At 42.4% G+C, this 16087-nt stretch carries 16 protein-coding genes; 13 read left to right on the plus strand and 3 right to left on the minus strand.

What is annotated here, in order from left to right:
- Nucleotides 1–519 precede the first annotated feature (519 nt).
- The 3 genes from GYK50_RS00960 to GYK50_RS00970 form a co-directional block, all read right to left on the minus strand.
- Nucleotides 520–1335 carry a metal ABC transporter permease gene (locus GYK50_RS00960; protein WP_071002796.1) on the minus strand — a complete coding sequence of 272 codons (816 nt, stop codon included), beginning with the start codon at nt 1333–1335 and terminating at the stop codon, nt 520–522.
- Nucleotides 1336–1460: 125 nt separating this feature from the next.
- On the minus strand, nt 1461–2258 hold the full coding sequence (locus GYK50_RS00965; protein ID WP_083328917.1) for a metal ABC transporter ATP-binding protein: 798 nt from the start codon (nt 2256–2258) through the stop codon (nt 1461–1463).
- 91 nt (nt 2259–2349) lie between these two features.
- Entirely contained in the window at nt 2350–2928 is a 579-nt protein-coding gene (locus GYK50_RS00970; protein ID WP_058023499.1) for a Fur family transcriptional regulator, read from the minus strand.
- A gap of 199 nt (nt 2929–3127) precedes the next feature.
- Between GYK50_RS00970 and GYK50_RS00975 the strand changes: the two genes are divergently transcribed.
- From GYK50_RS00975 to GYK50_RS01035, 13 genes are all read left to right on the plus strand, one after another.
- Nucleotides 3128–4009, plus strand: coding sequence for a metal ABC transporter solute-binding protein, Zn/Mn family (locus GYK50_RS00975; RefSeq protein ID WP_071002797.1), 882 nt, complete (start codon nt 3128–3130; stop codon nt 4007–4009).
- 286 nt (nt 4010–4295) lie between these two features.
- Nucleotides 4296–4694 carry an ATP synthase subunit I gene (locus GYK50_RS00980; RefSeq protein ID WP_071002798.1) on the plus strand — a complete coding sequence of 133 codons (399 nt, stop codon included), beginning with the start codon at nt 4296–4298 and terminating at the stop codon, nt 4692–4694.
- Between the two features lie 682 nt (nt 4695–5376).
- Entirely contained in the window at nt 5377–6243 is an 867-nt protein-coding gene (atpB, locus tag GYK50_RS00985) for a F0F1 ATP synthase subunit A (protein ID WP_058023502.1), read from the plus strand.
- Between the two features lie 33 nt (nt 6244–6276).
- Nucleotides 6277–6525 (plus strand): F0F1 ATP synthase subunit C, encoded by a 249-nt coding sequence (gene atpE / locus GYK50_RS00990; RefSeq protein ID WP_010197960.1) that lies wholly within the window; start codon nt 6277–6279, stop codon nt 6523–6525.
- A gap of 117 nt (nt 6526–6642) precedes the next feature.
- Nucleotides 6643–7113 (plus strand): F0F1 ATP synthase subunit B, encoded by a 471-nt coding sequence (locus tag GYK50_RS00995; RefSeq protein ID WP_071002799.1) that lies wholly within the window; start codon nt 6643–6645, stop codon nt 7111–7113.
- 13 nt (nt 7114–7126) lie between these two features.
- Nucleotides 7127–7750 (plus strand): F0F1 ATP synthase subunit delta, encoded by a 624-nt coding sequence (locus GYK50_RS01000; protein WP_093070149.1) that lies wholly within the window; start codon nt 7127–7129, stop codon nt 7748–7750.
- 93 nt (nt 7751–7843) lie between these two features.
- Nucleotides 7844–9388 carry a F0F1 ATP synthase subunit alpha gene (gene atpA, locus GYK50_RS01005; protein WP_071002801.1) on the plus strand — a complete coding sequence of 515 codons (1545 nt, stop codon included), beginning with the start codon at nt 7844–7846 and terminating at the stop codon, nt 9386–9388.
- 209 nt (nt 9389–9597) lie between these two features.
- On the plus strand, nt 9598–10479 hold the full coding sequence (atpG, locus tag GYK50_RS01010; RefSeq protein WP_071002802.1) for a F0F1 ATP synthase subunit gamma: 882 nt from the start codon (nt 9598–9600) through the stop codon (nt 10477–10479).
- Nucleotides 10480–10517: 38 nt separating this feature from the next.
- Nucleotides 10518–11951 (plus strand): F0F1 ATP synthase subunit beta, encoded by a 1434-nt coding sequence (atpD, locus tag GYK50_RS01015; RefSeq protein ID WP_071002803.1) that lies wholly within the window; start codon nt 10518–10520, stop codon nt 11949–11951.
- A gap of 115 nt (nt 11952–12066) precedes the next feature.
- Nucleotides 12067–12483 (plus strand): F0F1 ATP synthase subunit epsilon, encoded by a 417-nt coding sequence (locus tag GYK50_RS01020; protein WP_071002804.1) that lies wholly within the window; start codon nt 12067–12069, stop codon nt 12481–12483.
- A gap of 557 nt (nt 12484–13040) precedes the next feature.
- A complete protein-coding gene (locus GYK50_RS01025; RefSeq protein WP_071002805.1) occupies nt 13041–13757 on the plus strand; it encodes a response regulator in 717 nt (238 codons plus the stop codon).
- Between the two features lie 322 nt (nt 13758–14079).
- Nucleotides 14080–15768 (plus strand): ATP-binding protein, encoded by a 1689-nt coding sequence (locus tag GYK50_RS01030; protein WP_212564091.1) that lies wholly within the window; start codon nt 14080–14082, stop codon nt 15766–15768.
- 131 nt (nt 15769–15899) lie between these two features.
- The gene (locus GYK50_RS01035; protein WP_058023511.1) at nt 15900–16079 is read left to right on the plus strand and encodes a hypothetical protein; all 180 of its coding nucleotides are present in this window, start codon (nt 15900–15902) and stop codon (nt 16077–16079) included.
- Nucleotides 16080–16087: the final 8 nt, after the last annotated feature.

Below are 16087 nucleotides of genomic sequence, written 5' to 3' on the forward strand. Positions count from 1 at the left end.
TCCCTTATCGAATCAAAACAATGGTCATTGTGAGAACGAATATGGATAAATGATCTACTATTTTCAAAATTATATTAGGGCGTGTTGAACATTCGACCATGGCACTGACAGCGACTATTTTTTAGGCGATTCGATGTTAAAAATAATAAGTTTAGTCATTCTAAGCGCTTATTTTTAACGATGAAGCGGCAAAAAAGAGTCCTGTCCCCTGCTTTTATCGTTGGGACTGATGCTAAAATTGCCCCATACTGCGTTACAAATCTCGCTAAGGCATCTGCATTATCGTCGCTTTGTGCCTTGTCTGGAACAATTTTAGCGATCAGCAGTGCCTATTTGTGAATGTTCAACACGCCCTAATCTATTATTAACACTAATTAATGACGAGTCATATAGTGAATCGGTACAAATAATGGCAAAGCAAGTTTATAACATAAAGCCAATGAAAGCTCTAGTGATATCAATGAAATAAAGTTGACTAAAGCAGATGTATAATGCTGCTATAGCCTATATATCAGCACGCTAGCGCGCTGACCGAAATTTTATTTTGGCTAGCTTCGAAATCATTAGCGCGATAAAAAACAATATCGCTAATATCAATACGATAGAGAGTCCAGTCTGGATATCTAGCCAGATACTTCCCCACACGCCAAGCGTCACGCCGAGCTGCGCAATGATAAACGCTGTGATCACCATTTGTTTTGGTGATGAAGACCATAAGCGTGCCGTTAGTGCAGGTAATACCAATAAACCACTGATCAATAAGCTTCCAACAGCTTGTAGCGCAATCGCACAGAACCCTGCAAGAACACCCATAAAAAATAGTCGCTGGCGGGTCGGGTTAATGCCTTGAATGCGAGCTAATGCTTCATGAGTTGCAAGTTTTATTTGAGCGGGCCAAATATACAATAGTAGCCCCAACCCAGCCAGTACACTACCAGCGAGTAGTGGCAAATCCGCCCAGTCCAGTTCAAGTAAATTGCCAAATAAAAACCCCAAGACATTGGCTTGTTGATTGGTCAGCTGCGTTAAAGTCAATAGCCCCAAACACAACAGCGTGACGGCTACCACCGCAAGCACGGCATCAGCTGGCAGACGGTCATCATCCATCAGTACCAGACACAGCACCACCGCTGCACTAACCAATGCCACACCTATACCCATGGGCAACTGCCACCAAGCAGCAAGTGCGACTCCAAGCAAGGTACCATGTGCTAAAGCATCGGCAAAGAATGCCATGCGTCGCCACAAGACTAAGCATCCTAAAGGCGCTGATAGTAGGGCTAAAATACTGCCAGCGATCCAAGCAGGTGCAATAATGGCTAACCAAGCGGTCATAAGAAGTGTCCGTAAAATTTTTATAAGAAAAGTTAGTGCTGTCTATCGGTCTGGTAACGCTGGCTTTAACGAATTTGATGTTAGCTATTTTCGATTTAGTTCATCATTGTTTTTGGTCATTATCGTTATAGCTCGCTTGGTGCATGATGCTCGCAAGCATGTGGCTGATGCACATATGGCTGCTCATAATGATGACCAAATAGCTTTTGAAACTCAGAGCTCATAGCAAGCTCGCTTGGTTGTCCTTCACAGCAAATGTGCTTGTTGAGACAAATGACACGGCGACTGCCTTTCATTACCCAGTGCAGATCATGTGATACTACCAGCATCGCACAGCGCAAAAACTCCGGCAACTCATCGATAAATTGATATAACCAAACCTCGGTATCAGGATCGAGACCCTGCATCGGTTCATCTAGAATAAGTAAATTGGGCTTATCTAATAGCGCCCTTGCCAGTAGCACTCGCTGCGTCTCACCACCTGATAATTGCAGCATTTGTCGTGACAATAAATGCGTTAGTGATAAATTATCAAAGATAAACTGTCGCTGCTCAGCGGTAAGGCGTCTCTTATCTGCTTGTCCCAACAAATCGCAGACGCGCAGCGGCAATATGGGTGGCACAGCGAATCGCTGCGGTACATAGCCAAACTGTAGCTGTTGATGAGCTGTGATACTGCCTTTTGTGGATTCGATCAGACCCAAAATAAGCTTGACCAACGTTGACTTACCCGCACCATTAGGTCCGATAATACTGACGGTCTCATTGATTGCAATATCGATATCAATATGTGAGAGCAAACGTTGGTGGCCGATATGGTAGCTGACGTCGTTCAAGCTCAGCAGTTTGCCAGCTTCATTCGTGGTACTACTATTCACAATAGCAGTAGTCGACTGGTTAGAGGGTGAGGTAGACAGGCTCATAGGATAACAACGAATAGGTAAATGGATAATACAAATAAACAATCAAGGACAGCGACGTACTTTTCAGGCAACCAAAGAGCCTCAATAAATCTTACTGGCAAACTTGGCAACGACCACTCAGCTCAATAACACTACGCTCAACCGTAAAACCGACATCTTGTTCAGCGAAACTCATCATTTCTTGTACTGGTAAGCTGCTACATTCTTGAACTCGCTGGCACTGATCGCAGATTAAAAAGGCAGCTGTGTGCTGTGCTCTGGGATGGCAGCAAGGAACATAAGCATTGATAGACGTTAATTGATGAATCAACCCTTCACTTAGTAAAAACTCTAAGCTGCGGTAAACCGTCGGCGGCGCAACATTTTTTGGCGCTCGCTTTTTGGTTGATGGTTTTTCTACAGATTGCTTTGATAAGCCAGATGCTTTTAGCGTATCACTATCATCCATCTCAAAGAGGCGCATTTGCTGCAATTGCGTGATTAAGTCATAAGCACCAACAGGTTGATCAGACTCTAAAACCAGCTGATATATTTGCTGGCGCAAAGGGGTAAAACGTGCCCCACTTAGACGACAGTGCTCTTTTGCTGCTGCTAAGCGTTCAATAACGTCATGCGGAGTCAAATCTTGCACATCATGTAAATGTTCGCAATTCGATGAGGTAGTAGACATAGTACAGGCTCCCAAAATAGCATGGTAATCGCATGACGTTTTTTATGATAGCGTTTTCTATTGTTATAGTATAACATAATAAACGTGAAATCGAATCAGTTGTCTCACATCGCTTATATATATTGATCATTTTTTATCCAATGATGCGGCACGACACTGTGACTCATAACTTTGTTACTCATTGATTAAAGAGCTTACCATGAACTCTGCTTTTACTTATTTACGACGCTCAATCATTACGTTACAGCGCTTACTGATTACAGGATTGGTAGTCTTAGGCTCTTTTACATTAAGCGCGCACGCAGCAACGGTCAGTGTCAGCAATCATCCCATGTTTTTACTCAGTCAAGCCGTAACGGAAGGCACACCTTCTGCTAACCAAATTTTACAAGCTGGCGATGTGGGGCATCATGGCAGTATTAGTCCAAGTGATAAGAAAGCCATTCAAGACAGTAAATTTGTGGTTTGGTTTGGTCCCTCATTAGAAAACAGCCTGACTGGCAGTTTAGAGATGGCACCTAATGCCATTGACTTATTTGCTTTTGATGCTTTTACTCGGCATCCTCTTCGTGATATTCAAGGAAAGCCTATTGCGGGCACGTTTGATCCACATATCTGGCTCGATCCTGAAAATGCAAAGGCCATTACTCGTGCCTTAGCTGTTATTCATAGCCATGCCAATCCAGAGTATAAAAGTACCTACCAAGCCAACGCCAAAAAATTTGCACAGCGTATGGACAATGCTGTAGCGAAAATACAGCAATCCACACAAAAACAGCGTCCTTATTGGGCCTATCACGATGCCTATCAATATATTGAAAATGCCACAAAAATAAAGCTGGCAGGTAGCTTAAGCCCAGACCATCACCTTGCTCCAAAAGCAAGTCAATTGCGCTGGCTTAATGATAATCGTCCAACCAAACAAATGTGCTTAGTCAATCAGAGCACCGCTAGCAAAGGATTGCTTGTCAAATTGCAGCCTATCAATACCACTGTCCAAATCGAAGACATGAGCGATAGCGAAGACTTTGTAGAAGGATGGACAGAAATGGCTCAGCAAATCCACCAATGTATATCCTAGAATAGGAATCTATTCGTTAGGGTTGTTCTATAAGCTAAAGTTTTAAAAAGAGTGAGACAGCTGTTTTTCAAGTATCTGGTACGGCTACGTAACATAGCAATACTAGTGGGTTGCGTTAGGTGACTGATAAAAGTCATATTTTACTTGCTTAATAGTGGCTGTCTCCTTATAATAAGTGGCGTTTTATTTTGGTTTAAAGATAATGCCTGTAGAGTAAGTCATTTACGGATAAAAGTGATGTAAGTATGCTATATTATCCCAATGCTGAAAGGCTATAGGAATATCGATGACCAAGCCTGCCAAACGCACGCAAAAAGATAAAATAGGCATCTATATCAAACGGCAAGCATGGATATTGTTTATCCTTATCATTATTGCTTGGATTATAGATACGATTTGGTTACGTAGTGAGCTTACTGTAGCAAAAAGCGCCGCCATTGGTGCGCTGCTCAGTTTTACGACTCAAGTTGTTTTTGCTTTTTTTATCTTTTGGTACACTGGATATCGCGCGCGCCAACATATCGTTAGCCAGCTATATCGAGGTCAGATGGCTAAATGGCTATTGACTGTGTTTGGTTTCGCACTAATTTTTATTACCGTACAACCCCTATCGGCACCTGCGCTATTTATCGGTTTTATGGTAATGCAAATTAGTCACAGTTGGATGTTGTGGCATATACGCTAGCGCTAATAAATGATCACTACATAGATAATTTATTCATAGTAATGGCAAGTCACCCTGCCGTCCAACTTCTCTATGACTAGTTCAAAAAGTCAAAGTACAAAACTGTCCCATGACAGCACCATTGATTATAAAAATCGAAGTATGAGCCTTTATATGAGGCGTAGTATGCAACGACACAATGATAGGGTAGAGTCAATTTAGCTACTAATATCATTGATGATTAAATTTTTACAGTTTAGTTATGGACGACTAACTATATTAGTAGCCGTTATTGTCAGCTAACTTATTCATACATTGGATAATAAAATCATAATTGACTTTACACGAATACTACGCTGCATTAATATAGACAGCTAAATATTTTGTTTATAAGCGCTGCACTAAGCGCCGGTCGTAAAAAACGGCCAGTAGACAAGCACATATATAATAATTTTGCGTATACATGCAAGGGCTATTACTGAGTTATCATAAGCCCTTTTTTGATAGCTAAAATTTATGTCAAGTTATCAAATATAGCATTAGTAATAGAACTATGGGTTGGATGTTGTTGGTTACATGGGTGCTTTTAGTATGATTTATTTGTTTGCTTAATTGCAGGGCAAATAGAAATAACAAACCCCATCAGATGACAACCATATTTTTGGTAGTTGATTAAATCGTTGATTAATAAGAAGCTTACATTATGGCATCCGAGCAAACATCATCAGAATATATCTCTCACCACTTAACGAATTGGACGTACGGTTATCTGCCGGGCGAAGGTTGGAAAGTCGCTCATACTGCTGAAGAAGCAGCGCAAATGGGCTTTAACGCTATCCATCTTGATTCTATGCTCTGGTCAGTGGGTCTGGGTATTTTATTTTGTACCATCTTTTGGATGGTTGCCAAAAAGGTTACTTCAGGCGTACCAAGTAAAACTCAAGCAGCGGTTGAGATGATCGTTGAGTTTGTTGATAACAACGTTCGTGATTCTTATAGTGGTACATCAAAATTGATCGCGCCATTGGCGTTGACTATTTTTGTTTGGATCTTCTTGATGAACTTGATGGATTTGATCCCTGTTGATTTTATTCCAGGTTTAGCTGGCCAAGTTGGCGCTGCTATGGGTCATGATCCCCATCATGTTTTCTTTAAGATTGTTCCAACGACTGATCCTAACATCACGCTTGGCATGTCGTTCTCTGTCTTTGCACTGATTATCTTTTATAGCATTAAAGAAAAAGGGTTGGGCGGCTTTATCGGTGAGTTAACACTGCATCCATTTAGTGCCAAAAACCCAATCGTACAAGCGATTTTGATCCCGATCAACTTCATCCTAGAAGCAGTTACCTTAATAGCAAAACCTGTATCACTCGGTTTGCGTCTGTTTGGTAACATGTATGCTGGGGAATTGATTTTCATACTGATTGCTCTAATGCCGTTTTGGATTCAATGGGCGTTATCGGTACCGTGGGCTATCTTCCACATCTTAGTTATTACACTTCAAGCGTTCGTATTCATGATGCTGACGATAGTTTATATGTCGCTTGCATCATCAACTGAACATTAATTAGACATTCAATAGGTAAATGAGGATACATCAATGGATCCAGTATTAGGTGGTTACACAGTTATCGCAGTAGCACTACTTATCGGTCTTGGCGCACTTGGCACAGGTATTGGTTTTGCTATTCTAGGTGGTAAATTCTTAGAAGGCGTTGCTCGTCAACCAGAGCTTGGCTCACAGTTGCAAACTCGTATGTTCATCGTAGCAGGTCTTTTGGATGCTATTCCGATGATCGGTGTTGGTATTGCTATGCTATTGTTGTTCGCTAACCCTCTAGCAGGTTAATCCGAAAGCTCAGTTGTACATGTTTGGTGCTCAAGGGTTTTCTATTAAATATAGTCAAGATTTGACTACCAAACATGATCAATGAAACTGGTTTTTCATTAACAAAGAGGTGATCACGTGAATATCAATTTTACCCTCGTCGGTCAAGCCATTGCTTTTGCAATATTTGTGGTTTTTTGCATGAAATTCGTGTGGCCACCACTTATCGGTGCCATCAATGAGCGTCAGCGCAAAATCTCTGAAGGTTTGAATGCCGCAGAAAAAGCAAAAGCAGATTTGGCAACCGCGGAGCAAAATGTCCAGCAGGAACTTGATCTTGCAAAGACCAAGGCTGCCGCTCTAATCGAGCAAGCAAACAAGAGTGCCAATCAGCTCATCGAAGATGCAAAATCGCAAGCCCAAGCGGAAAGCGAGCGCATTCGTCAACAAGCGCAAGCGTCTATCGACCAAGAAATCAATCAAGCGCGTGAATCATTACGTGCCCAAGTTGCTGAACTGGCTGTACTTGGTGCAGAGAAGATTTTGCAAGACAAAGTCGATGTGCAAAAACATGCCAGTATGTTAGACCAACTGGCGGCGAAGCTGTAATTGTGAGGATATAATGGCTGACTTATCAACCTTAGCACGACCGTACGCTAAAGCCGCGTTTGACTATGCCAATGAAAACGGCGCTGTAAACGAGTGGGAAGATTTCTTACTTGTCGCTAGCACTGTTGTCAATGACAAGTCGTTCAGTACTTGGCTAGACAATCCAGCTGTTTCTGCTGAGCATAAGTCAGCTGCTTTGGTCGATCTTTATGGCTCACAAGTAGCCGGTGATAGCGACTCTGCTTTTAAACAGCTACTGGGCGAGAGCAAAGGTTCTCGCTACGGTAACAGTATTAGCTACCCTAAAGTATCACCCCAGCTCAATAATTTTGTTAAGCAGTTGGCGCAACAAGAGCGTCTGGCGCTGCTTCCTGAAGTTTATGAGCATTATCGCCGTCACAAGGCAATAAGCTTAAAGCAGCTTGACGCATATGTGACTTCTGCCTACCCATTGACCCATGAACAGCGTCAAATGCTGCAAACGCGTCTTGCTACATCACTAAATGCAAGCATAGTCATTCATGAATCAGTGGATCCAAGCTTATTGGCAGGCGCTACAATCAAAGTCGGTGACAAAATCATTGATGATTCGATGCGCGGCAAGTTACAACAGTTAAAAACACAGCTAACTGCCTAATGCCATTTATCGACGCAGTCATATAATGTCTGCGTGACAGTAAGAGCATTTGAGTCAGTGGGCGGGTTATCATAAATTAAAGGAAACAAGGCAATGCAACAATTGAATCCAGCGGAAATCAGTAACCTGATTAAGCAGCGTATTCAAGACCTTGATGCGGGTGCAACTGCAAAGAATGAAGGCACGATTGTCAAAGTATCTGACGGTATCGTGCAGATTCATGGTCTTGAAGATGCCATGTACGGCGAAATGATTGAGTTTGAAGGTGAAGTCTACGGAATGGCGCTTAACTTAGAGCGTGATTCTGTTGGTGCAGTAGTACTAGGTGACTTCCTAAAATTACAAGAAGGTCAAAAAGCCTATTGTACTGGTCGCATTCTTGAAGTACCCGTAGGTCCTGAGCTGCTAGGCCGTGTTGTTGACGCTTTGGGTAATCCTATTGATGGCAAAGGTCCTATCGATGCCAAGATGACTGACAAAGTTGAAAAGATCGCCCCTGGTGTTATCGATCGTCAGTCAGTAGATCAGCCAGTGATGACTGGTTATAAAGCCGTAGATACTATGATCCCAATCGGTCGTGGTCAGCGTGAGCTTATCATTGGTGACCGTCAGACTGGTAAAACAGCAATGGCTATCGATGCGATCATCGCACAGAAAGCTTCAGGCATTAAGTGTATATACGTGGCTATCGGTCAGAAACGTTCGACCATCGCTAACGTGGTACGTAAGCTTGAGCAAACTGGCGCACTAGAATACACCACTGTTGTGGTAGCTTCAGCGTCGGAGCCTGCAGCACTACAGTATATCGCGCCTTACTCAGGTTGTACGATGGGCGAATACTTCCGTGACCGCGGTGAAGATGCACTGATTGTATTCGATGATTTATCAAAGCAAGCCGTTGCTTATCGTCAGATTTCACTATTGCTACGTCGTCCGCCAGGTCGTGAAGCCTATCCTGGTGATGTATTCTATTTACACTCACGTTTACTTGAGCGTGCATCACGCGTAAACGCGGATTACGTAGAAAAGTTCACTAACGGTGAAGTGAAAGGTAAAACTGGTTCTTTAACCGCACTACCAATCATCGAAACACAAGCTGGTGACGTATCTGCATTCGTACCAACCAACGTCATTTCGATCACTGATGGTCAGATCTTCCTAGAGTCTAGCTTATTCGCCTCAGGTATCCGTCCAGCAGTCAACGCTGGTATCTCGGTATCGCGTGTTGGTGGTTCTGCTCAGACTAAGATCATCAAAAAGCTTTCTGGTGGTATTCGTACCGCACTGGCTCAGTATCGTGAACTAGCAGCATTTGCTCAGTTTGCCTCAGATCTTGATGACGCCACTCGCGAACAGCTTGATCATGGTGAGCGTGTGACTGAATTGATGAAGCAAAAGCAGTATCAGCCAATGTCAATCTCTGAGCAAGCAGCGGTTATCTATGCATCAAACGAAGGCTTTTTAGCTGACGTACCAGTCGAGAAGATTGGTTCTTTTGAGGAAGCCTACTTGCGTTATATGCATGATGAACAAAGTGAATTGATGCGTGAGATTGATGACACTGCGAACTACAATGATGATATCGCAGGTCGTTTAAAGTCAGCGTTAGAGACCTTTAAACAAAATCACAGTTATTAATTTAACGGGTTAAGCCAAAGTGGTTATGACTGTCGTTTGAAAGGTGGCGCGTTGTCTGACTAGATATTGGCGCCACTGTCTTAACCATGATCGGTATTAGATCGCGTAATGCCACAAGATATAAAATGTTATTCTATAAAAGTGATGTTGTATATCAAATGATTGTTGCATGCGCCAATGCTTTTTAACCCTCTTATATTGGAATCATTATGGCAAGCTTAAAAGAGATACGTGCCAAAGTCACCAGTATTAAAAGCACCCAGAAAATCACTCGTGCCATGCAAATGGTAGCAGCGAGTAAGATGCGCCGTGCTCAAGAGCGTATGGAAGTGGGTCGCCCGTATGCTGATAGTATGCGCCGGGTTATTTCACATTTGGTGCATGCCTCATCAGACTACAAACATCCGTATATGGTATCGCGTCCAGTCAATAAGGTTGGCTATATTGTCATCACCTCTGACCGTGGCCTAGCGGGTGGTTTGAATATTAACTTATTCAAAGCTTTAACTAAAAGTATCCAAGATTATCAAGATCAGTCAGTACAAGCTGAGTTTGCAGTCATCGGTGCCAAAGGTGTCAGCTTCTTCAAAAACTTTGGTGGTAATGTTACATCGGCTGTGACCGATTATGGTGACAAACCAACGTTTGAGCAATTAAATGCACCGGTTCAAGCCATGCTTGAGGACTACAGTAACGGTAAACTTGACCGTATCTATGTGGTCTACAACCGATTCGTCAATGCGATGACTCAGAAGCCAACGGTTAATCAGTTGGTACCTCTACCAGAGCAGTCATTTGATGATGAAGACAGTGGTCTACAGACAGAACTTAGCTGGGATTATATCTACGAGCCTGACATCAAGACGTTGATTGATGAATTGCTTGGTCGCTATATCGAGTCGATTGTTTATCAAGCGGTAATGGAAAACATTGCCTCTGAGCAGTCTTCACGTATGGTCGCGATGAAAGCGGCAACAGATAATGCTGGTGACCTTATTAACGATTTACAGTTGGTTTATAACAAGCTGCGTCAAGCGGCGATTACCCGAGAAATCTCGGAAATCGTTGGCGGTGCTGCTGCTGTTTCATAATTGACTACACCTATATATAGAAGTTCAAGGAGAACGCAATGAGTAGCGGTCGTATTGTACAGATTATTGGCGCGGTTCTTGACGTTGAGTTCAACCGTAATGAAGTTCCTCAAATTTTTGATGCCTTGCAAGTAGATGGTACCGAAACCACCCTAGAAGTACAGCAACAGCTAGGTGATGGTATCGTACGTACTATTGCAATGGGTTCAACCGAAGGTTTAAAGCGTAACCTACCTGTTACTAATACTGGCGCACCGATTTCTGTGCCTGTAGGTACTGGTACGCTAGGTCGCATCATGGATGTTCTTGGTCGTCCTATCGATGAAGAAGGTCCTGTTACTGCTGACGATAAATGGTCTATCCACCGTGAAGCACCAAGTTATGCTGAGCAATCAAACAGCACTGAGCTACTAGAGACGGGTATCAAAGTTATTGATCTACTTTGCCCGTTTGCTAAAGGTGGTAAAGTTGGTCTGTTCGGTGGTGCTGGTGTTGGTAAGACCGTTAACATGATGGAGCTGATCAACAACATCGCTCTAAAACATGAAGGTTTATCAGTATTTGCTGGTGTTGGTGAGCGTACTCGTGAGGGTAACGATTTCTATCACGAAATGCAGGAAGCTGGCGTTGTAAACACTGAAGACTTTAGTAAGTCTAAAGTAGCAATGGTATATGGCCAGATGAATGAGCCACCAGGTAACCGTTTACGCGTTGCACTGTCTGGTTTGACCATGGCTGAGTACTTCCGTGATACCAAAGATCCTGTTACTGGCAAAGGTCGTGACGTACTGTTGTTTGTTGATAACATCTACCGCTATACACTAGCGGGTACAGAAGTATCAGCACTACTTGGCCGTATGCCATCAGCGGTTGGTTATCAGCCAACACTCGCTGAAGAGATGGGCTTACTGCAAGAACGTATTACGTCAACGCAGTCAGGTTCGATTACTTCAGTTCAAGCCGTTTATGTACCTGCAGATGATTTGACCGATCCATCACCTGCTACAACGTTTGCTCACTTGGATGCAACAGTCGTACTAAGCCGTGATATCGCATCACAGGGTATCTATCCTGCGGTTGATCCATTAGATTCGACGTCGCGTCAGCTAGATCCACAAGTTATCGGTGAAGAGCATTACAACGTTGCTCGTGGTGTTCAGGAAGTATTGCAGCGTTATAAAGAGCTTAAAGACATCATTGCTATCTTGGGTATGGATGAGCTATCAGAAGAAGATAAATTGGTTGTTTATCGCGCTCGTAAGATTCAGCGCTTCTTGTCTCAGCCATTCCACGTCGCTGAAGTCTTTACGGGTGCACCTGGTAAATACGTACCACTACGCGATACCATTGCTAGCTTTAAAGCAATCATCTCAGGTGAGTATGATGACCTGCCAGAACAAGCATTCTACATGGCTGGTAGCATCGATGAAGTTGTTGCTAAAGCTGAAAAAATGAAGTCTTCTGCAGCGTAAGTTGTATGAGCATGAGTTAATGAGTAGGTATAATATAAATTTTATATCTACTCTTTAGTAACGCATCGCAGTGTTTACTGTTTTTTGATTGCGCTTTGATGGTAAGGAGTTAAGTATGGCAACGTTACAATGTCGCGTCGTAAGTGCTCGTGAAGAGTTGTATTCAGGCGAAATTAGCATGTTAATAGCTACTGGTACCGAAGGCGAGATTGGTGTATTGCCAGGTCACACACCGCTGATTACTTTGCTAAAACCGGGTGCAATGCGAGTGCAAAAAGCAAACGGCGAAGAAGAAATCATTTATGTTTCAGGTGGTGTACTAGAAGTACAACCAAAAATGGTAACTGTATTGGCTGATACCGCTATGCGTGCGCACAATCTTGACGAAAGCAAAATCGTTGAAGCACGCAAAAAAGCAGAGCAAATGCTGGTCAATCAGTCTGATACACTACAAACCAATGCAGCTTTAGCGTCGCTTGCAGAGTCAGTCGGACAATTACAAACTATTCGTAAGTACAAAAACCGCGCGTAAAGCAGAGTTGTGGTTAGATATTTTTAGCTTGGATCCTCAAGCAACAATAAGACAGTCCTTTATGGACTGTTTTTTTGTGCCTATGGATTTTTTATTGTCAGTCTTCTTTAAAATATAGCCACTCATCCATTGTCACATAAAATAATATGAGAATTTGTCCAAAAGTGACTGGCGACAATCGTAATATGTCGTTATATTAGTCAATGAAACATTGTAAATAGGGAGTGATGATTGAGCGCATGTAAGCGTAATGTATCACTCATTTTGACAATTTATATGTATTTAGGCAGTGATTGGCAAATCAGAATAAAACGGTTAGCCAGTAGAGGATAAATCACTTTATTCTTGGACGTAAACTAAAGTTTTATTCGGTATAGTTTATAGGTTTTGTTAACGACTATCAGCTATAGTATGGGAAGCGATAGGTTTAATAGTATACTGTGCTGCTAAGTTTGTAACAGCTATACGAACATCGATTGTGCCACTTTATGGTGCTATTAATTTTTACCGCTCTTACTTTTACTGCTTTTAATTTAGATGTATTAGAGGATATAACAATGACAACGACTGAAGAAGACAACACCCCCCGAATCTTGATTGTTGAAGATGATGAGCGTCTGGCCATGTTGACTCAAGATTACTTGGTCAAAAATGGTTTAGAAGTAGCAATTGAAACTGATGGTAACCGCGCTATTCGCCGTATCGTCAATGAGCAACCAGATATGGTCGTACTTGATGTTATGCTTCCTGGTAGCGATGGTCTGACCGTATGCCGTGAAGTGCGTCCGCATTATCAAAATCCAATTCTGATGTTGACTGCCCGTACTGAAGACATGGATCAAGTACTCGGCCTTGAGATGGGTGCTGATGATTATGTTGCCAAACCGGCGCAGCCGCGCGTACTATTAGCTCGTATTCGTGCGTTATTGCGCCGCTCAGAAAATGCACCATCAGAAGATGTGCCACAGCGTCTAGAGTTTGGTGAGTTGGTCATCGATAACGGTGGTCGTTCAGTCACGCTTAGTGATGAGCTGGTAGATTTTACTAGCGCCGAATATGACTTATTATGGTTACTTGCATCGAATGCTGGTCGCATTTTATCGCGTGAAGATATCTTTGAGCGCCTGCGCGGTATTGAATATGATGGTCAAGACCGCTCCATTGATGTGCGTATCTCGCGTATCCGTCCAAAAATCGGTGATGATCCAGAGAACCCAAAACGTATCAAAACAGTACGTAGTAAAGGCTACCTGTTCGTGAAAGAAGGTAACTAGGTCGAACTGATTCATATAGTCATGAAATATTGAGAATCACTTCACAAAAAAACCAGCCATTATGCTGGTTTTTTTGTGGCTAAATTTTAATTTTTAAACTTAAATGCGGTGTTATGTGGTTTAATTAAGCAATTATTATAGACGCTGATTAAATACATAAACTATTTGCACGTTTTTTATGGAACATAATGGTATATGAACTTGAGTATATTATTTGGCGTTTAATCATTCTATTCTACAGAGCTTGATATTAGTAATATAGCAGTGCTCATAGGCTATAAGATATCAGCAGTTTTTATTTATTAAGTTGGTCACGGCACGTATGTCATTAGTCTCTTCTTTAAAACACAGTATTTTTGTTCGTATCTATGCTGGACTACTCATAGTCTGTTTGTGCGTAGCATTGTTTGCGCAGTTATTGATGGGTACTATCAATAAGGAGCGTGTACAGTCCTACCGTGAAAACATGGCAATGGGGGCTTTTCATTTGGTGAGCGAAGGTATTTCTCACCAAAACACTGCAGAAGAGCGTGAATACTGGTTGTCTGATGCAAGTAGTTTGTTCGGGGCAAATTTTAAAATCATACCTATTGATGACATAGATTTTACCGCAAGCGAGCTGAGACGTTTTGAAAATGACAATACCGTTGTGCGTTATGTCGAACAGCCTGTGTATGCAGATGTTTATTATCGCTTGCCGGATAATGAGAATGTCCTAACAGCACGGATATCGGAGGTTACGGAGCAACAAGTCAGAGCAATTGCGGTCTTTTTATTGGACGATTTGTCTTATGAAGTCACCTTGTCTGATAAACGTGCACGCTTGGCCGAACTTGAGGAGAAATTTTCTTTTCCTCTGGCATTTGTGCCTGTTAACACGCTCGATTTAGATTCAGATCAAATGTCACGCCTACGCCGCGATGAAGTGGTCATCTCATTACAAGACCCTAATAGTAGTACCAGTAGCTCGGCCATCAAGATAGTGGTTCCGTCTGAAATCAATGATATGGCAGTCTTGATAGGCCCTGTACCCTTATTTAACTGGTTTCCACTTAATTTGATTATTAGTATGATCCTGATTAGTATGTTTTTAATCAGTTTGGGTGTTTATGCGCTCATTTTCCCACTTGAGCGCAAGCTACAGCTGATTCAAGTTGGTGTTAATGAGGTGAGTAAAGGCAACCTTGATATTCAAGTACAAGTCATTGGTCAAGATGAGATCGCACGTCTATCAGCCACCTTTAACGCAATGACGTCACATATAAAGCGTTTGATTGAGTCGCAACGAGAGCTCACGCGAGCCGTATCACATGAGCTTCGTACGCCAGTTGCTCGTATTCGATTTGCGGTAGATATGCTGGCTGATACTGATGACGAAGATTCACGCTTTATGCAGCGTGACTATATCGATGAAGATATCGAATCACTGAATGGCTTGATTGATGAGATTTTAACTTATGCCAAGCTCGAAGAGGGCTCGCCAAAATTAGATTTAGAACCAGTAAATCTCAGAGAGCTGCTACAGCAGATTGAGCGTGAGACCAATGCACTAGGTAAGCCGATTAAAATAGTGACCAACTTGCCAAATGCGAAAGTAACCGCGATTGCTGATCGACGCTATCTGCACCGTGTGATTCAGAATCTTGCAGGTAATGCTTTACGTTATGCTGAAACTACTATTATCGTGAGTGCTGGTGTTAAGAAGGGCAATGCTTTCGTTAGCGTCGAAGACGACGGTCATGGTATTCCTGAGGCTGATCGTGAAAAAGTATTTATACCGTTTTCGCGCTTGGATGATAGCCGTACACGAGCATCAGGCGGCTACGGCCTAGGTCTGTCTATTGTATCGCGCATTGCCTTTTGGTTTAATGGTAGTATGAAAGTAGATGAGAGCCGAGAACTTGGCGGCGCAAGATTCGTAATGACATGGCCTATCAAACCATTGACACAAGTTTTGGCTGCTGATGAATTGACGCAAGAAAAAAGCGAACGCGATTTTGATACTAAATAACAATGCTGAACAATGATGACAAGTAAAAAGTTGTCATCATTAAACGAACCTGATTACCAATATTTTGATAATCAGGTGTCATGCTTGCAGCAGCTTATTCTAGGATAGTTTGACAATACAGGAGGCAAAGGATGCCATATTTATTTGGTGGCTTGGTGCTATTGAATGCGATTACGCTGGGTTACTACTTGTTTCTAAAGCAGCCATCAACAACCCAAACGCTAAAGACAGCCAAAGAAGAAATTACTCAGCCATTAGCATTTACTAATAGTGCTGAATATATTCCGCCTATCATTGGTAGCAAAGATTAATTTATCCA

Source organism: Psychrobacter pacificensis (genome assembly GCF_018336615.1).
GTDB classification, from domain to species: Bacteria; Pseudomonadota; Gammaproteobacteria; order Pseudomonadales; family Moraxellaceae; genus Psychrobacter; species Psychrobacter pacificensis.